This window comes from Variovorax sp. RKNM96 (assembly GCF_017161115.1).
Lineage (GTDB): Bacteria > Pseudomonadota > Gammaproteobacteria > Burkholderiales > Burkholderiaceae_C > Variovorax.
Genome location: NZ_CP046508.1, coordinates 1,462,217 through 1,477,770, shown reverse-complemented (window position 1 = coordinate 1,477,770; position 15,554 = coordinate 1,462,217). Strand labels below are relative to the sequence as shown.

Sequence of the window (15,554 nt, the reverse complement as noted above, 5' to 3'; positions counted from 1 at the left end):
GAAACAGGGACCGAATCGTCACGGGCAAGCCATGCCCGTCAGTTATTCTCCCCCGCTTCACAGACACACCGTGGCGGAGGGAACAACATGACCATCTCGGACCGTACCGAGACATTTTTCGGCAAAAGTGTTCAGGACTATCAAGGTGGCGAGGTGGCCGGCGGTCCCGGCATCGTTCACCGCCTGTGCCTCGACTACGACGACGACAAGTCGATGGGCGCATTGCTCGAGGAGTACCTCTCCAAGATCGACAAGTCCGCGCTCGACGCCCTGATCCTCGGGCCGTGGTCCGAGCCCCACGACACCGGCCCCGGCGACGCGTTCGAAGTCCTGATCGAACACGCGTCTGAACTGAAGAATCTCAAGGCGCTGTTCGTCGGCGACATGACCTTCGAGGACTGCGAGATTTCCTGGATCATCCAGGGCAACTATCAAGCCCTGCTGCAGGCCTTTCCTCAACTCGAGGTGCTGCGCATCCGCGGCGCGACCTCGCTGCAGTTGCCTGCGTTCAGCCACGCCGCGCTGCGCGAGCTCGTCATCGAATCCGGCGGCCTGCCGCGCGAGATCAGCGAGGGCCTGGCGCAATCCACGCTGCCGTCGCTCGAGCACCTCGAACTGTGGCTGGGCACCGACGAATACGGCTTCGACGGCGACGTCGACCTGTTCCGCGGCGTGTTGCAGAAACTTCGCTCGCCCAAGCTGCGCCACCTCGGCCTTCGCGATTCGGAGATCGCCGACCAGGTGGCCGCATGGCTGGCGACCGAAGGCTGGGTTGCGGAGCTCGACACCCTCGACCTGTCGCTCGGCACGCTCGGCGACGAAGGCGCCAAGGCCCTGCTTGCAAGCCCTCACGTCACGAAGCTGAAGCGCCTCGACCTGTCGCACCACTACATCAGCGCGCCGGTTCAGGCGCAACTGCACGCGGCCATCCCCGGCGTGGTGCTCGACGATCCGCAGGAGCCCGACGAAGGGAATCGGTACGTGGCGGTGGGCGAGTAGGCGTCCGGCGATGCTCCCTTGGGTGGTGCTGGGCGTTGCGACGAGCAAGCGCACGAAAGGCCTGCTGGCCGCCGCCCGGGAGACGAGGGCATCCGTGCGGCTCGTCGAATGGCGCGAGTGGCTCGCCGACGCGCATGCGCTCGAAGACCGGCTCCAGCAGCCCTGCCGCTTCAAGATAGAACCGCCCGGTGACGACGCCCGGGTGCACATGGCGCTCGTGCACATGGGGTGCGAGTACCTGGGCCGTGCGCCCTGCGCGCCGATCGAACGCGGCGAGCTGGCGCAAGCGGACGCATGGTTCGAGGGCTTCCGCATCGCAATGAAACGCCTCGAGCGCACGCTCGCTGCGATGCCCCATGCACGGGTCGTCAACGCGCCCGCGGAGATCCTGGCGATGACCGACAAGCTGGATTGCCAGCAGCAACTGCAGTCCAGCGCCGTGCCCACCGCGCCACTGCTGGGGCTCGTGCGTGACTACGAGCATCTTGTGGCACTGCTCGATCGCAGCGGCCTTGACCGCGTTTTCCTCAAGGCCCGCTATGGCTCGTCCGCGTCCGGCGTGATCGCATTCCGGCGCAATCGCCGCGGGCAGCAACAGGCGGCCACGACCGCGCAGCTTCACGAGGGCGGGCGACTGTTCAACGTCAAGCGCGTGTCCTGCTACACGCGGCACGACGAGGTGCGCCGCGTGGTCGACCTGGTGAGCGCCCAGGGCGCGTACGCGGAGGCATGGATACCCAAGCCGCGCCATGGCGCGGGCCATTTCGACCTGCGCGCGGTGACTTTCGGCGGCCGCGTCGCGCACCGCATCGCGCGCCTCGGACAACGACCGATGACCAACCTTCATCTGGACAGCGAACGCGTCGATCCCGACCGTGTGCTCGCGTCCGAAGACCAGGCGGCGCTCGCCTCGACGGCCGAACTTGCCGCAGGCGTTTTCCCGCGCAGCAACGTCGTCGGCTTCGACCTCGTGGTGCGCCAGGGAAAAGCCCATGTGCTGGAGGCCAACGCCTTCGGCGATCTGCTGCCGGGTTGGCTGTGGCAGGGCAAGGACACCTACGCCACCGCCTTCGGCGACGGCGCGATGCGATGAACGAGCCCGTCGACATGAACCGGGTGGTCGGCACCCATGACATCGTGCTGATCACGCTCGACACCTTGCGCTATGACGTGGCGCAAACGGCGTTCGAGCGCGGCGAGCTGCCGGTGCTCTCGCGGCACCTGCCCGCGCAAGGCTGGGAGAAACGCCACACGCCGGGCAACTTCACCTATGCGGCCCACCACGCGTTCTTCGCCGGCTACCTGCCGACACCGGCCAGGCCGGGCGCGCATCCCCGGCTCTTCGCCACCGCTTTTCGCGGCAGCGAGACCACGGCGCGCACCACCTTCGTCTTCGATGAAGAGAACATTCCCAAGGGCCTGGGCGCACGCGGATACCGCACCGTCTGCATCGGCGGCGTGGGTTTCTTCAACAAGCAGAACGCGCTGGGCCAGGTGTTTCCCGGAATGTTTGCGGAAAGTCATTGGCATCCCACGTTGGGCGTGGGACATCGCCGCTCCACGGAACGCCAGGTGGACCTGGCCATGCAGCGGCTGCATGCCGATGCGCAGCGCGTGTTTCTCTTCATCAACGTGTCCTCGATCCACACACCGAATCGCGCCTACCTTCCCGGTCATACCGAGGACTCCATCGAAACCCATGCCGCCGCGTTGCGCTACGTGGACGGGGCACTGGGGCCCCTGTTCGATGCGTGCGCGTCGCGCGGGCCCACCTTTGTGATCGTCTGCTCCGACCACGGCACGGCGTATGGCGACGACGGGTACCACGGCCACCGCATCGGCCACGATTGCGTGTGGACCGTTCCGTATGCGCACTTCTTCCTGGGGGCGCCATGCTGAAAGCCCCATCGCTCGCCGAATGGCTTCAGCAAGGGCCCTACCAGGCCTACTCGTACAGCTACCCGCACAAGAGCGCCTACCGGCCGCTGCCCGCCCGCTCGCTGCGCGAAGCGTGGGCCACGGAAGATCGCTCGGCGCTCTTCGCCTACATCCACGTGCCCTTCTGCACGATGCGGTGCGGCTTCTGCAATCTCTTCGCGATGGCGCAGCCTGCGGAGGCGCTTGTCGAGTCCTACGTCGATGCCGTTGTGCGGCAGATGCGGGCCATGGACCGCGTTCTCGGCGAGCGCCGGTTTGCACGGCTGGCGGTGGGCGGCGGCACGCCCAGCTACCTTCCGGCGGCGCTGCTCGAGCGGCTGTACATTGCAGCCGACCGCATCCTCGGCATCGACCTGCAGGCCACGCCGTCGGGCATCGAGGTCTCGCCTGAAACCGTGACGCCCGAGCGGATGCGCGTGTGCCGCGCGATGGGCGTGCAGCGCGTGAGCATGGGCATCCAGAGCTTTGCGCAGCACGAGGTTCGCGCACTGGCGCGTCCGCAGCAGAACGCCGTGGTCATCGAGGCCATCGGCCAGATCCGCGAGGCGGGCTTTCCGGTCATGAACCTCGACCTGATCTACGGCATCGATGGCCAGACGGTGGAAAGCTGGCTGTCCTCCATCGAGAGTGCGCTGGCGTTCGGGCCGGAAGAGCTCTACCTCTATCCGCTCTACGTGCGCGAGCAGACGGGGCTCGGAAAGATGGCGATCCGCAAGGCCGAGCAGGGCGCGGATTTCCGCCAGGCACTGTATGCCGCGGCACGTGCGCGCCTGCTGGAGGCGGGCTACGCGCAAGTCTCGATGCGCATGTTTCGCGCACCGCACGCGCCCCGGGACAGCGGTCCGGTCTACTGCTGCCAGGACGACGGCATGGTGGGGTTCGGCGCAGGTGCGCGTTCGTACACCCGCAGCTTTCACTATTCCTCCAGCTATGCCGTGCAACGCAGCGCGACGCGCAGCATCATCGAGGACTTCATCGCCTGCGACGAGGACCAGTTTGCAGAGGCCCGCTACGGGTTCGAACTCGACGGCGACGAGCAGCGCCGGCGCTTCGTGATCCAGTCGCTCTTGACGGACCCCGGCCTTTCGCACGCTGCCTACGAGCAGCGCTTCGGCGCCCCGCTGCTGGACGATCTGCCGCAACTGCGGGAACTCGCGGCCCTGGAACTTGCGACAGACGAGGCAGGCCTTTTCCAGCTGAACGCGCGGGGCGTTTCCTATTCGGACACCATCGGCCCCTGGCTCGCGTCGGACTCCGTGCGCCGCCTGATGCCGGACGCGCCATGCTGACGGTCCTCTATCGGGGAAGCCTGTCGAGCTGCAACTACAGCTGCAGTTATTGCCCCTTCGCCAAGCGGCGAGACAGTCGCGCCGCGCTGGCGCAGGATGCCGCCGAGGTGGCCCGCTTCGTCGATTGGACGGGCAGGCAGACCCGGCCCCTGCGAATCCTCTTCACGCCCTGGGGCGAAGCCATGGTGCGGCGCCACTATCGCCACGCGATGCTGGCCCTCGCCGCCATGCCGCACGTGTCCCAGGTGGCGCTGCAGACCAACCTCGCGGGGCCGCTGTCGTGGCTTGCCGACGCACCGGCCGGGAAGATATCCCTGTGGTGCACCTATCACCCCGACCAGACGCGGCTCGAGCGATTCATCGAGCGGACCCGACAGCTGTCCGCGCTGGGTATCGGCCACTCTGTCGGCGTCGTGGCCATGCAGGAGCACTACGAGGCCATTCGCGCCCTGAAGTCGGCGCTCCCTGAAACGACGCCCTTCTGGCTCAACGCCTACGACCGGCGCGGCCCGGGTTACTACACGGCCCAGGACCTGCAGTGGCTCGACGCGCTGGACCCGCGGTTCGTGCACGAGCATTCGCCCGGGCCGTCGCGCGGGAAAGCCTGCCGCGCGGGCTCCGAAGCCATCGTTGTCGATGGCGACGGCGAGGTCCAGCGGTGCCACTTCATTCCGCGGCGCCTGGGCAACCTCTACGCCGACGACCTCGACGGCATGCTGACGGAACAGCCCTGCAGCCGATTCAAGTGCGACTGCTTCATCGGCTACGTACATCGGCGCGACCTGGACTTCTACCCGGCCTACGGCGACGGCGTGCTCGCCCGCATTCCGCTGCAGACATGAACGACCGGACGCCCTGCGTCGTCTGGCTCACCGGAATCTCCGGCGCGGGCAAGACGACCATCGCGCGCAAGGTCGAGACCCGGCTTCGCGCGCTGGGCAGGCACACAGTGCTGCTGGACGGCGACGACATGCGGCTCGGGCTGAATCGCGACCTCGGCTTCAGCGATGCGGATCGCGTGGAGAGCACCCGGCGGGTTGCGGAGGTCGCGAAACTGATGCACGCCGCCGACCTGACCGTCATCGTGGCGCTGATCTCGCCGTTTCGCGGGGCCCGCGCGATGGCCCGCTCGCGCTTTCCGGCAGGCGCGTTCTTCGAGATCCATGTCGACACGCCGATCGAGATTGCGGAAGCGCGCGATCCGAAATCCCTGTATCGGAAGGCGAGGCGGGGCGAGATCGCGGACTTCACGGGCATCGACTCCCCCTACGAAGCGCCTGAACAGCCGGAGCTGCGCCTTGATGGAACCCATCCATCTCCCGACGCCCTCGCGGACCAGGTGATCGAACTGCTCAACGGCGCCTGATCCGCCCATGAAAAAACCCGCCGAAGCGGGTTTTTCGAGAGCGCGCGGACCGAAGCCCAGGTTTACTTCTTTGCGGCTTCGTTCTCGGCGGTGCCGGGGATCTTCTCGCCGATGGCTGCACCGGTGCTGCGCATGCCGTCGGCCGTCTTGTGGCCGGCGGTTTCAACGGCGTCGCCAGTCTTCACGGCCGCGTTCTTGGTGGCGGTGGTGGCCTTCTTGGTGGTTTTCTTGGTCGCGTTCCAAGCCTTCTTGGTGCCGCGCTCGGTCGCGTTCGCGGCCTTCTTGGTGGTGCTCTTGGTGGCGTCCCAGGCCTTCTCGGCACCGTTTTCGGTGGCGTTCACGGCCTTCTTGGTCGTGCGCTTGGTCGCGTCCACGGCGTCCTTGCCGGCTTCCTTCACCTTCTCGGTGGTGGTGGGCTCGGCGGTTGCGGGGGCCGCGGTCTGTGCCACGGCGGACACACCGATGGAGGCGAGCGCCAGGGCGAGCACGACAGGCATGGTGCGAACAAAAGATGTGGTCATGGAAGACTCCTTTTTGAGTGAAGTGTTGGAGTGACGGACTTGCCACTGTGCAAGCAACGTCGCTTCGAACCTCAAGGATGACAGCAAAAAGTCGGGCGCTACCCTCGTGCGCGCAACTCGGGACATTGGCCTACGCGGGGTGCGGCGCGCGTTCCGACAAGGCCATCAGACTTTCGAGCTTCGGCAGCGTTTCGACCGCATTCCGGGTGGTGGCTACCGCCAGCGCATCGATGCCGATGCCGCGCAATCCGGCCACCACTTCGGCGATGCGCGGCAGCTCGCCCGGCTCGTTGCGGCCCTGCGCTTCGCCGGCGTCGCGCTGCGCCTGGGTACGGTAGAGCCAGTGCGGCTGGATGTCGGGGGCATCCGTCTCCATCACGATCGCGTCGAGCGGCAAGGTGGTCGCGAGCCGCCGCAGCTGCAGCGCGCGCTCGAAAGTCACCGCCCCGCCGAAGCCGAGCTTGAGCCCGAGTTCGATGCAGGCATTGGCCTGCTGCTCGCTGCCGTTGAACGCATGCGCGATGCCCTGCCATGGCCGCCCGGCCGCCGTCTGCCGCAAATGCTTGAGCACCTTGTCGACCGAGCGCCGCACGTGGATGAGCACGGGTAACCCGTGCTTGCGTGCCAGTTGCAACTGAGTGTGAAAAAAACGCTCCTGCTTCGGACCGTCAAGGCCTTCGACGAAGTAGTCCAGGCCGATCTCGCCGACCGCCACGAGCCGCGGGTCGTCGCGTCGCGCAGTCAACTCCGCGTCGAGCACTTCGAGGTCTGCGTCTTCCGCCTGGCCCGTGCAAAGTGGGTGGATACCCAGCGCGTAGGCATCGCCCTGCCTGTGCGCCAGCTCGCGCACGGTGTCGAAATTGAAGACGGCCACCGCCGGAATCACGCACAGGGAAACCCCTTGCGCCGCGGCGCGGGCGCGGATCTGCGGCATCTCCGCACCGAATTCGGGCGCGTCCAGGTGGCAGTGGGTATCGACAAACGAAGCCATCGCGCCATGATGCCCGAAGGGATGCGCAGGCGCGGAAAGCGTGCTACTGTGAACTCCTTCACGCGTCTTTTTTGCCGGAGGTTCTCCGATGCGCAGGCCTGCTTTCTACAGCCGTTCGCCCCGCACGCCGCCGCCGGCCGCAGAACAAGCGGCCGATCCGACGGATGCCGCGGCATCGCCGGACACGGCAGGCGCAGGTGGCGCCGTGCAGCCACCGGCCGCCCGCACCGGCTGGCAGCCGGGACGCAAGAGCTTCGCCCTCCTCCTCGTGCTGTGCGCGGCGCTGGTCACCGGCGGCACCGTGTGGTGGCCGCGCCAGGGCAAGGCGATCACGCAGAAGGACATCGACGCGGCCGTGCTGCGCACGATGCAGACCGCCACCCTCCCCTCGCCGGCCGCCAGAGCGGCCGACATCATCCGGCCCTCGGTCGTTCGGGTGGTGGGCTATGGCACCGAGAAGGCCACGCCCGAAGCCAAGACCCAGAAGCGCGGCCGCAACATGGCCAAGGGCAAGCCGCCCGAAGCGCCGCTCGACGGCACGGCGCCCGGCGAAGTCGAGCGCGGTGTCGGCACCGGCGTGGTGATCGTCGACAAGGGTGTGATCCTGACCAACCTGCACGTCGTGGCCGGCGCCGAGAAGATCAAGGTCACCTTCGCCGACGGGTTGGAGGCTGTGGCCGTCATCACCGGCGTGCAGCCCGAGAACGATCTCGCGGTGCTGCAGGCGCAGAAGATTCCCGACGACCTGATTCCCGCCACGATGCGCTCGACCGCCGACCTGCGGCCCGGCGACCAGGTGGCCGCCGTGGGCTTTCCGTTCGGCATCGGGCCATCGGTGTCGGCTGGCGTGGTGTCGGGCCTGAAGCGCTCGTTCCGCTCGCCCGAGGGCAAGCAGGAGCTGGGCAACCTGATCCAGTTCGACGCGGCCGCCAACCCCGGCAACTCGGGCGGCCCGCTCATCAATATGGACGGCGAGGTGCTGGGCATCGTCACCGCCATCCTCAACCCGACGCAGCAGCGCACCTTCATCGGCATCGGCTTCGCGGTGCCCATCGAGAACGCGGCCTCTGCGGCAGGTTCGCCGCCGTTCTGATTTCTTCGAAAGCCCTTCGCATGAGCACAGAGACCCCTCCCCTGTCGACCTTCTCCACCGCGCCCGCCACTGCCGAGCTGATGGAGCAGATCCTCTACGAGGTCAAGCGCGTGGTCGTGGGCCAGGACCGCTTTCTCGAACGCGTGATGGTCGCGATGCTCGCGGGCGGCCACCTGCTGGTCGAAGGCGTGCCGGGCCTGGCGAAGACGCTCACCATCAAGACGCTGGCCGACACGGTGCGCGGCCAGTTCAAGCGCATCCAGTTCACGCCCGACCTGGTGCCGGCCGACCTGGTGGGCACGCGCATCTACAACCAGAAGACGGGCGACTTCAGCACCTCGCTCGGCCCGGTGTTCGCCAACCTGCTCCTGGCCGACGAAATCAACCGCGCGCCGGCCAAGGTGCAGAGCGCGCTGCTCGAAGTGATGCAGGAGCGCCAGGTCACCATCGCCGGCGAAACGCACAAGGTGCCACGCCCCTTCCTCGTGATGGCGACGCAGAACCCCATCGAGACCGAAGGCACCTACCCGCTGCCCGAGGCGCAGGTCGACCGCTTCATGATGAAGGTGCTGGTCGACTATCCGAGCGACGAGGAAGAGTTCGTCATCGTGCAGCGCGTGATCGGCCCGGCGGTGGAAGCCCGACCGGTCGCCACCACCGAGCAGCTCGCGGCGCTGCAGGCGGAGGCACGGCGCGTGTACGTCGACCCCTCGTTGATCCAGTACGCGGTGAAGCTGGTCTCGGCCACGCGCACGCCCGAGAAGCACGGCCTGAAGGACATGCGCCGCTTCATCACCTTCGGCGCGAGCCCGCGCGCCAGCATCAGCCTCACCGAGGGCGCGCGTGCGCTCGCGCTGCTGCGCGGCCGCAGCTATGCGCTGCCCGAGGACATGACCGCGCTGGTGGGCGACGTGCTGCGCCACCGCGTGACGCTTTCCTACGAAGGGTTGTCCGAGGGCCTGACGCCCGACAGCCTGATCGAGAAGATCATGCGGGCCATCCCCGCACCACCCAAACCTCTGGAACATGAAAAGCTGGTGGCGTAAGGCCCCCGCGGCCGCGAACGACGAACGGCTCGCCGCCGAATCGGCTGTGGCCGGCGGAGCCGAACGCGCGCTGCGCCGGCTCGAGTGGACGGTCATCCGCCGCCTCGACGGCCTGCTGCAGGGCGACTACCGCACGCTGATGCGCGGCAGCGGGCTCGACCTGGCGGACCTGCGCGAATACCAGCACCACGACGACGTGCGCCACATCGACTGGAACGTCACTGCGCGCCTGCAGACGCCGCATGTGCGCGTCTTCACCGAAGACCGCGAGATGGCCGCCTGGTTCGTGCTCGACCTGAGCCGCTCGGTCGACTTCGGCTCGGGCTTGAAGGCCAAGCGCGAGATCTCGGCCGGCTTCGTCGGCGTGCTCGCGCGGCTGCTCACACGGCACGGCAACCGGGTCGGTGCGCTGGTCTACGGCAACGACCTCGAAGCGGTGATCCCGCCGCGCAGCGGCCGGCGCCACGTGCTGCACCTGCTCCATGCGATGGAGCGCCGTGCCGACAAGGCGGACGGCCCTGCGCAAAAGGGCATGACGCGTCTCGACGAGCTGCTGAAGTCCGCCGCCACGCTGATGCCTCGCCGCTCCACCGTGTTCGTGGTGTCCGACTTCCTGAGCGAGCCCGGCTGGGAACGCCCGCTCGGGCAGCTGGTGCAACGGCACGAAGTGATCGCCGTGCGCCTCTTCGATCCGCTCGAACTCGAACTGCCCGACCTGGGCCTCGTGCCGCTGCGCGATGCCGAGACCGGCGAGCAGCTCTGGGTGGATACCCACGATGCCGGTTTTCGCAAGCGCTTTGCGCGCCTGGCCACCGAGCGCGAGGCGACGCTGCGCGCCTCGCTCGCCAAGGCCGGCGTCGACGCCCTGGAGCTTTCGACCAGCGACGACCTGGTGGAAGCCATCGTTCGTTTTGCCGACCTGCGCAAGCGCCGCACGCGCGTCGGCGCAGGTTCGGGTTCGGGCAGCGTGAAGGCGGTGGCAGCATGACTTTTCTCTGGCCTCAATTCCTCTGGTTGCTGGCGGCGTTGCCGCTGCTGGTGTTGCTCTATGTCTGGCTGATCCGCCGCAAGAAGAAGCTGGCGGTGCGCTATGCGAGCCTCTCGATCGTGCGCGAGGCGATGGGCGCCGGGCAAAGCTTCAGAAGGCACCTTCCGCCCTTGCTGTTCCTCTTGGCCATGGCCGCGATGCTGGTGGCTGCGGCGCGGCCGATGGCGGTGGTGATGCTGCCGTCGAACCAGCAGACCATCATCCTCGCGATGGACGTCTCGGGCAGCATGCGCGCGGCCGACGTGCTGCCCAACCGGCTGGTGGCGGCGCAGGAAGCGGCCAAGAGCTTCATCAAGGACCTGCCGCGTACCGTGAAGGTGGGCATCGTCGCCTTCGCGGGCAGCGCGCAGGTGGCGCAGTTGCCCACCACCAACCACGACGACCTGGTGACCGCCATCGACAGCTTCCAGCTGCAGCGCGCGACCGCCACCGGCAACGCCATCGTGGTGTCGCTCGCCACGCTGTTCCCCGATGCCGGCATCGACGTCGAGCAGTTCAGCGCACCGAGCCGCCAGCGCGGCACGCCGATCGACCAGACCGAGAAGAAGCTCAAGGACTTCACGCCCGTGGCGCCCGGCTCGTTCACCTCGGCCGCGATCATCATGCTGACCGACGGCCAGCGCACCACCGGCGTCGATCCGCTCGATGCGGCCAAGGCCGCGGCCGACCGCGGCGTGCGCATCTACACGGTGGGCGTGGGCACGGTCGATGGCGAGACCATCGGCTTCGAAGGCTGGTCGATGCGCGTGCGGCTCGACGAGGAAACGCTCAAGGCCGTGGCCAACAAGACCAATGCCGAGTACTTCTACGCCGGCACCGCGAACGACCTGAAGAAGGTCTACGAAACGCTGAGCTCCAAGCTCACCGTGGAGAAGAAGGAAACGGAAATCTCGGCGCTGTTCGCGCTCGGCGCGGCGGTGCTCACGCTGCTGTCGGCGGGGCTGTCGCTGCTGTGGTTCAACCGCATCCTCTAGGTCAGGCCTTCGGGGCCGACTGAAGGCCGGCGAGCACCTCGCGCAGGATTTCTTCCGACAGTGCCTCGTCGTCCACGGCGCGGGCCAGCACCACACCGCCGTACATCGACGCGAGCATGCGGATCGCATCGCCCTTTGCGTTTTTCTTCGAGCGCCACGGAAAGTTCTTGGCGAAGCGGTCGATCACCGACTTGAGATAAGTCGTCAGCGGCACGCTGATGCCCCCGCTGCTCTCGGTTCCCGACTGCGCCGCGAATGCCGCCACGAGGCAACCGTCGGCGCGGCCGTCGCGGTGGTCGGGGCTCAGGTAGTCCCGCACATAGGTGCGCATGCCTTCGGGGGTTTCGCCGGCCGCATCGAGGTCGGCGAGCGCAGCGCTCCCGGCGTGGTCGATGCATGCCGCCATCAGCGCGTCCTTCGATTCGAAGTGGTTGTAGAAGGGCCCGTGCGTGAGGCCCGTGGCTTTCATGATCTCGCTCACGCTCACGCCGTCGAAGCCGCGTTCCTTGAAGAGGCGCGAGGCCTCGGCAAGGATCTTCTGGTGCTTTTCGGCGGTTTCTGCTGCGGGGTATCGCATGTGACCTCTTTCTGTTCCGGGGTACTTCAGGGTCCGGTTTGACGTTAAGCATGATAACCATCATGCTTCGCCACTTCAAACATGATGGTCATCATGCTTTGAACCCCAACCGTTGAACCCACTCTTGAATGGAATCGAAATGAGCGAACAAGCAACCCTCGGCACCGCCGTCGTCACAGGCGCATCGGCCGGCCTCGGCAAGATCTACGCGGACCGCCTGGCCCGCCGCGGCCACGACCTCGTGCTGGTGGCGCGCCGCGCCGACCTGCTGGAAGAAGTCGCGACCGCGCTGCGCGCCAAATACGGCGTGAAGGTGCAGACGCTCGCCGCCGACCTGGCCGTTGCCGACGACCTCGAGCGCGTCGTCAAGGCCGTGTCCACCGATGCGTCGATCACGCTGCTGGTCAACAACGCCGGCGTCTCGACGCTCGCACCCGTCGCGCAGACCACGACCACGCAGCTGCAGAGCATGCTGGACGTGAACATCGACGCCCTCGCGCACCTGAGCCACGCCGCGCTGACCGCCTTCAAGGCGCGCAACCGCGGCACGCTGGTGAACATCGGCTCGGTGCTGGGCTTCCACACGCTGCCGATCAGCAGCATCTACAGCGGCACCAAGGCCTTCGTGGTCGCGTTCACGCGCGGGCTGCAGGACGAAGTGGCGGGCACCGGCGTGAAGGTGCAGCTGGTGCTGCCGGCCGCCACGGCCACCGACATCTGGGAGCTCTCGGGCGTACCGATGTCGGCGCTGGCCGAAGGCACGATCATGGCCGCCGAAGACTGCGTGGACGCCGCCCTGGCCGGCCTCGACCTGGGCGAGCCGATCACGCTGCCGTCGGTGAACGATGCCGCCCTGCTCGCGACTTTTGTCGATGCGAGCGCCAAGCTCTTCGGCGCTTCGCAGACCAGCAAGCCGGCAGCGCGCTACTTGAAGACGGCCTGATCGGCCTGCGCGGCTTTGATCGCCGCGTAGTCCGGCGACTTCACCGCGCCGATGCCGCCCAGAAAGAGATCGGCCACGATCGGCGCAATCGCCGCGTGGTCGAGCGTTCCGCCCGGCTTCATCCAGGTGAACATCCAGTTGATCATGCCGAACAGCAGCATGGTCAGCGGCTTGGCCAGGTCGTCGCTCGGCGCACCGGGCCGCAGTGCAGACACCGCGCGCGCAAAGCCCGCGACCACCTCGCGCTCCTTGTCGAGCACGCGCTCGCGGTCTTCTTCCTCGAGAAAGCGCACGTCGTCGGTCAGCACGCGGTGCGCGTCCTGCGCGCCGGCATATTCCTCGACGATGCGGTAGATGAAGCGGCGAAGGCGCTCTTCATCGGTATGCGTCGACGCCTCTTCCTCGGCCACCAGCGCCGCCAGCTTCGACACGTGCGTCTCGGCGATGCTGATGAGGAGGCTGCTCTTGTCCTTGTAGTAGTGATAGAGCGTGGCCTTCGAGAGGTTGCACGCCTCGGCCACCTGGTTCATCGACGTGGCGGGATAGCCCCGGCGCGCGAACAGCTGGGCGGCCTGCGCGAGGATCAGTTCGCGCTGGTCGTCGTAGGTGGCGGATCTTCCACGCGGCATCGGGTCTTGTTCCTTGATTAAGCGGTTGGGGGCAACGCGCGATCTTGCATGAAGCGAGGCGCGGGCTATCCGCGCCGCGTGGCAATGAGCGGACGCACATCGATCGCCGGCAGGCGCGGCCGGTCTGCCTCCACTTCGGCAAGCGGTGCCACTTCGCGCAGGCTCTCGAGGCTGCGCACCGTCAACGCCTGGTAGACGTGCGTGCCTTCGAGCTTCCAGGCAACCTCTTCATCGGTGAGTTCGCGCTTTACCTTCGCCGGAATGCCCGACACCAGCGAACGCGCCGGCACCTTCATACCGGCCGGAACGAAGGCGCAGGCCGCGACGATGGCCTTCTCGCCGATCTCGGCCTCGTCCATCACCACCGCGTTCATGCCCACCAGCGCATCGCGCCGCACGATGCAGCTGTGCAGGATCGCGCCGTGGCCGATGTGGCCGTTGACCTCCACCACCGTGTCGTTGTCGGGAAAGCCGTGGATGCAGCAGTGGTCCTGCACGTTCGAGCCCTCCTCCAGCACGATGCGGCCGAAGTCGCCGCGCAGGCTTGCGCAAGGGCCGACATAGCAGTTCGGGCCGACGATCACGTCGCCGATCAGGACTGCGCTGGGGTGTACGTACGCGCTCGGGTCGACGACGGGAATCACGCCGTCGATGGAATAGCTGGGCATTCGGTCTGTCTCCTTTTTTGGGGGGACTCAGGGTTTGCCCTGAATCAACCCGCTTGTGTCGGGATTGAGCTCGATCCTAAAATCAACCGAACGGTCGGTCAATAGTGTTTGCGAGCCGATTCGTACCCACACAAGGATGAGAGACACCTCATGTCAGAACCTTTAGTTCTCACAAGCAATGCCGGCGCGGTCCACACGCTGAGCCTGAACCGCCCTGCGGCGCTCAACAGCTTCACGACCGAACTGCATGCCGAACTGATGGCGGCGCTGGAATCGGCGGCCGGAGACGACAGCGTTCGATGCGTCGTCCTCACCGGCGCAGGCCGGGCCTTCTGCGCGGGGCAAGACCTCGCCGATCCCGCCGTCGCCCCGGACCCCACGCCCGGCGCCGCGCCCAAGGACCTGGGCCGAATGATCTCCACCTACTACGCCCCGCTCGTCGCGCGCCTGCGCTCGATGCCGGTGCCGGTGGTCGCAGCCGTCAACGGCGTTGCCGCCGGAGCGGGCGCCAACCTCGCGCTGTGCTGCGACCTCGTCGTGGCCGGCCGCTCGGCCAGCTTCATCCAGGCCTTCACCAAGATCGGACTCGTGCCCGACACCGGCGGCACCTGGCTGCTGCCGCGCCTCGTGGGCTCGGCGCGCGCGCTCGGCATCGCGCTGCTCGGCGACAAACTCCCCGCGGAAGAAGCCGCACGCATCGGCCTGATCTGGCAGTGCGTGGACGATGCGGCACTGCCCGACGCGGCCGCCGCACTCGCCTCGAAGCTGGCCGCCATGCCGACCCGCGCCCTCGTCGCCACCCGGCAGGCCCTGGCCGCGGCCCAGGACATGAGCCTCGATGACGCACTCGCCGAAGAAGCGCGCCTGCAGCGCGAGATGGGCAATGCCAACGACTACCGCGAAGGCGTCGAGGCCTTCCGCGCCAAGCGCGCGCCGGTGTTCAAGGACCGCTGAGACATGAGCGCAGCGCCGGGCCGCCCCAAGCAAGCTCGCACCGCAGTGCGAAGCACGAAGGTATTCCAATGACCGAATCCACCCGCACGCCCCAGCAGATCGCCGAGTACGTCCGCGACGGCATGCTCGCCAACGACAACGCCACCAAGGGCCTGGACATGCGCATCGTCGAGGTCGGCCCCGGCCAGGCCACCATCGAGATGCGCGTTCGCCCCGACATGCTCAACGGCCACGCCACCTGCCACGGCGGCTTCATGGCCACGCTGGCCGACTCGACCTTCGCCTTCGCCTGCAACTCGTACAACGAGCTGACCGTGGCCTCGGGCTTCTCGATCGATTTCATCGCTCCCGCGCGCGAAGGCGACATGCTCACCGCACGCTGCCACGAGGTCTCCAAGGCCGGCCGCACCGGCGTGTACGACACCGAAATCACCAACCAGCGCGGCGAGCGCATCGCGATGTTCCGCGGCCGCTCCTACACCGCCAAAGGCCGCCCCGCCGTCCCCGCCTGAGAAGAG

The 15,554-nt window shown here is 67.4% G+C and carries 18 protein-coding genes; 13 read left to right on the top strand and 5 right to left on the bottom strand.

Going from position 1 to position 15,554, the window contains the following annotated elements; translation table 11 throughout:
* Positions 1–87: 87 nt before the first annotated feature.
* From GNX71_RS06740 to cysC, 6 genes are read left to right on the top strand one after another with little or no spacing between them, the layout of a single operon-like run.
* Entirely contained in the window at positions 88–999 is a 912-nt protein-coding gene (locus GNX71_RS06740) for an STM4015 family protein (RefSeq protein ID WP_206177603.1), read from the top strand.
* Positions 1,000–1,009: 10 nt separating this feature from the next.
* Positions 1,010–2,092, top strand: a complete 1,083-nt coding sequence (locus tag GNX71_RS06735) for an STM4014 family protein (RefSeq protein WP_206177602.1) — start codon at positions 1,010–1,012, stop codon at positions 2,090–2,092.
* A complete protein-coding gene (locus GNX71_RS06730; protein ID WP_206177601.1) occupies positions 2,089–2,898 on the top strand; it encodes an STM4013/SEN3800 family hydrolase in 810 nt (269 codons plus the stop codon). Before GNX71_RS06735 ends, GNX71_RS06730 begins: the two co-directional genes overlap by 4 nt.
* Positions 2,892–4,226: an STM4012 family radical SAM protein gene (locus GNX71_RS06725; protein WP_206177600.1), complete on the top strand. Its 1,335-nt coding sequence runs from the start codon at positions 2,892–2,894 to the stop codon at positions 4,224–4,226. Before GNX71_RS06730 ends, GNX71_RS06725 begins: the two co-directional genes overlap by 7 nt.
* Positions 4,220–5,068 carry an STM4011 family radical SAM protein gene (locus GNX71_RS06720; protein ID WP_206177599.1) on the top strand — a complete coding sequence of 283 codons (849 nt, stop codon included), beginning with the start codon at positions 4,220–4,222 and terminating at the stop codon, positions 5,066–5,068. Before GNX71_RS06725 ends, GNX71_RS06720 begins: the two co-directional genes overlap by 7 nt.
* The gene (gene cysC, locus GNX71_RS06715) at positions 5,065–5,592 is read left to right on the top strand and encodes an adenylyl-sulfate kinase (RefSeq protein ID WP_206177598.1); all 528 of its coding nucleotides are present in this window, start codon (positions 5,065–5,067) and stop codon (positions 5,590–5,592) included. The genes GNX71_RS06720 and cysC overlap by 4 nt, the downstream gene beginning before the upstream one ends.
* A 62-nt stretch (positions 5,593–5,654) precedes the next feature.
* On the opposite strand, the gene GNX71_RS06710 is transcribed toward cysC, so the two are convergent.
* Positions 5,655–6,113 carry a hypothetical protein gene (locus tag GNX71_RS06710; protein WP_206177597.1) on the bottom strand — a complete coding sequence of 153 codons (459 nt, stop codon included), beginning with the start codon at positions 6,111–6,113 and terminating at the stop codon, positions 5,655–5,657.
* A 130-nt stretch (positions 6,114–6,243) separates the two neighbouring features.
* On the bottom strand, positions 6,244–7,104 hold the full coding sequence (locus GNX71_RS06705; protein ID WP_206177596.1) for a TatD family hydrolase: 861 nt from the start codon (positions 7,102–7,104) through the stop codon (positions 6,244–6,246).
* A gap of 88 nt (positions 7,105–7,192) precedes the next feature.
* Between GNX71_RS06705 and GNX71_RS06700 the strand changes: the two genes are divergently transcribed.
* From GNX71_RS06700 to GNX71_RS06685, 4 genes are read left to right on the top strand one after another with little or no spacing between them, the layout of a single operon-like run.
* Positions 7,193–8,197, top strand: coding sequence for a trypsin-like peptidase domain-containing protein (locus tag GNX71_RS06700; protein WP_206177595.1), 1,005 nt, complete (start codon positions 7,193–7,195; stop codon positions 8,195–8,197).
* Positions 8,198–8,217: 20 nt separating this feature from the next.
* Positions 8,218–9,243 carry a MoxR family ATPase gene (locus GNX71_RS06695; RefSeq protein WP_206177594.1) on the top strand — a complete coding sequence of 342 codons (1,026 nt, stop codon included), beginning with the start codon at positions 8,218–8,220 and terminating at the stop codon, positions 9,241–9,243.
* The gene (locus tag GNX71_RS06690; protein WP_206177593.1) at positions 9,224–10,231 is read left to right on the top strand and encodes a DUF58 domain-containing protein; all 1,008 of its coding nucleotides are present in this window, start codon (positions 9,224–9,226) and stop codon (positions 10,229–10,231) included. The genes GNX71_RS06695 and GNX71_RS06690 overlap by 20 nt, the downstream gene beginning before the upstream one ends.
* Entirely contained in the window at positions 10,228–11,265 is a 1,038-nt protein-coding gene (locus GNX71_RS06685; protein WP_206177592.1) for a VWA domain-containing protein, read from the top strand. The genes GNX71_RS06690 and GNX71_RS06685 overlap by 4 nt, the downstream gene beginning before the upstream one ends.
* A 1-nt stretch (position 11,266) precedes the next feature.
* On the opposite strand, the gene GNX71_RS06680 is transcribed toward GNX71_RS06685, so the two are convergent.
* On the bottom strand, positions 11,267–11,842 hold the full coding sequence (locus GNX71_RS06680; RefSeq protein ID WP_206177591.1) for a TetR/AcrR family transcriptional regulator: 576 nt from the start codon (positions 11,840–11,842) through the stop codon (positions 11,267–11,269).
* A gap of 139 nt (positions 11,843–11,981) precedes the next feature.
* Here GNX71_RS06680 and GNX71_RS06675 point away from each other — a divergent pair, with 139 nt between their 5' ends.
* Positions 11,982–12,785 (top strand): SDR family oxidoreductase, encoded by an 804-nt coding sequence (locus tag GNX71_RS06675; protein ID WP_206177590.1) that lies wholly within the window; start codon positions 11,982–11,984, stop codon positions 12,783–12,785.
* Here the strand turns inward: GNX71_RS06675 and GNX71_RS06670 are convergent.
* The gene (locus GNX71_RS06670) at positions 12,767–13,414 is read right to left on the bottom strand and encodes a TetR/AcrR family transcriptional regulator (protein ID WP_206177589.1); all 648 of its coding nucleotides are present in this window, start codon (positions 13,412–13,414) and stop codon (positions 12,767–12,769) included. The two genes, GNX71_RS06675 and GNX71_RS06670, sit on opposite strands and share 19 nt — an antisense overlap.
* A 65-nt stretch (positions 13,415–13,479) precedes the next feature.
* Entirely contained in the window at positions 13,480–14,082 is a 603-nt protein-coding gene (locus GNX71_RS06665; RefSeq protein ID WP_206177588.1) for a phenylacetic acid degradation protein PaaY, read from the bottom strand.
* Between the two features lie 150 nt (positions 14,083–14,232).
* Here GNX71_RS06665 and GNX71_RS06660 point away from each other — a divergent pair, with 150 nt between their 5' ends.
* Both GNX71_RS06660 and paaI read left to right on the top strand, forming a co-directional pair.
* The gene (locus GNX71_RS06660) at positions 14,233–15,036 is read left to right on the top strand and encodes an enoyl-CoA hydratase-related protein (RefSeq protein WP_206177587.1); all 804 of its coding nucleotides are present in this window, start codon (positions 14,233–14,235) and stop codon (positions 15,034–15,036) included.
* Between the two features lie 68 nt (positions 15,037–15,104).
* Positions 15,105–15,548, top strand: coding sequence for a hydroxyphenylacetyl-CoA thioesterase PaaI (gene paaI / locus GNX71_RS06655; RefSeq protein ID WP_206177586.1), 444 nt, complete (start codon positions 15,105–15,107; stop codon positions 15,546–15,548).
* The last annotated feature ends 6 nt before the right edge of the window (positions 15,549–15,554 follow it).

Bases quoted from the DNA above. Each gene is read 5' to 3' on its own strand.
- GNX71_RS06740 (WP_206177603.1), top strand. From the start codon at position 88: ATGACCATCTCGGACCGTACCGAGACATTTTTCGGCAAAAGTGTTCAG.
- GNX71_RS06735 (WP_206177602.1), top strand. From the start codon at position 1,010: ATGCTCCCTTGGGTGGTGCTGGGCGTTGCGACGAGCAAGCGCACGAAA.
- GNX71_RS06730 (WP_206177601.1), top strand. From the start codon at position 2,089: ATGAACGAGCCCGTCGACATGAACCGGGTGGTCGGCACCCATGACATC.
- GNX71_RS06725 (WP_206177600.1), top strand. From the start codon at position 2,892: ATGCTGAAAGCCCCATCGCTCGCCGAATGGCTTCAGCAAGGGCCCTAC.
- GNX71_RS06720 (WP_206177599.1), top strand. From the start codon at position 4,220: ATGCTGACGGTCCTCTATCGGGGAAGCCTGTCGAGCTGCAACTACAGC.
- cysC (WP_206177598.1), top strand. From the start codon at position 5,065: ATGAACGACCGGACGCCCTGCGTCGTCTGGCTCACCGGAATCTCCGGC.
- GNX71_RS06710 (WP_206177597.1), bottom strand. From the start codon at position 6,113: ATGACCACATCTTTTGTTCGCACCATGCCTGTCGTGCTCGCCCTGGCG.
- GNX71_RS06705 (WP_206177596.1), bottom strand. From the start codon at position 7,104: ATGGCTTCGTTTGTCGATACCCACTGCCACCTGGACGCGCCCGAATTC.
- GNX71_RS06700 (WP_206177595.1), top strand. From the start codon at position 7,193: ATGCGCAGGCCTGCTTTCTACAGCCGTTCGCCCCGCACGCCGCCGCCG.
- GNX71_RS06695 (WP_206177594.1), top strand. From the start codon at position 8,218: ATGAGCACAGAGACCCCTCCCCTGTCGACCTTCTCCACCGCGCCCGCC.
- GNX71_RS06690 (WP_206177593.1), top strand. From the start codon at position 9,224: ATGAAAAGCTGGTGGCGTAAGGCCCCCGCGGCCGCGAACGACGAACGG.
- GNX71_RS06685 (WP_206177592.1), top strand. From the start codon at position 10,228: ATGACTTTTCTCTGGCCTCAATTCCTCTGGTTGCTGGCGGCGTTGCCG.
- GNX71_RS06680 (WP_206177591.1), bottom strand. From the start codon at position 11,842: ATGCGATACCCCGCAGCAGAAACCGCCGAAAAGCACCAGAAGATCCTT.
- GNX71_RS06675 (WP_206177590.1), top strand. From the start codon at position 11,982: ATGAGCGAACAAGCAACCCTCGGCACCGCCGTCGTCACAGGCGCATCG.
- GNX71_RS06670 (WP_206177589.1), bottom strand. From the start codon at position 13,414: ATGCCGCGTGGAAGATCCGCCACCTACGACGACCAGCGCGAACTGATC.
- GNX71_RS06665 (WP_206177588.1), bottom strand. From the start codon at position 14,082: ATGCCCAGCTATTCCATCGACGGCGTGATTCCCGTCGTCGACCCGAGC.
- GNX71_RS06660 (WP_206177587.1), top strand. From the start codon at position 14,233: ATGTCAGAACCTTTAGTTCTCACAAGCAATGCCGGCGCGGTCCACACG.
- paaI (WP_206177586.1), top strand. From the start codon at position 15,105: ATGACCGAATCCACCCGCACGCCCCAGCAGATCGCCGAGTACGTCCGC.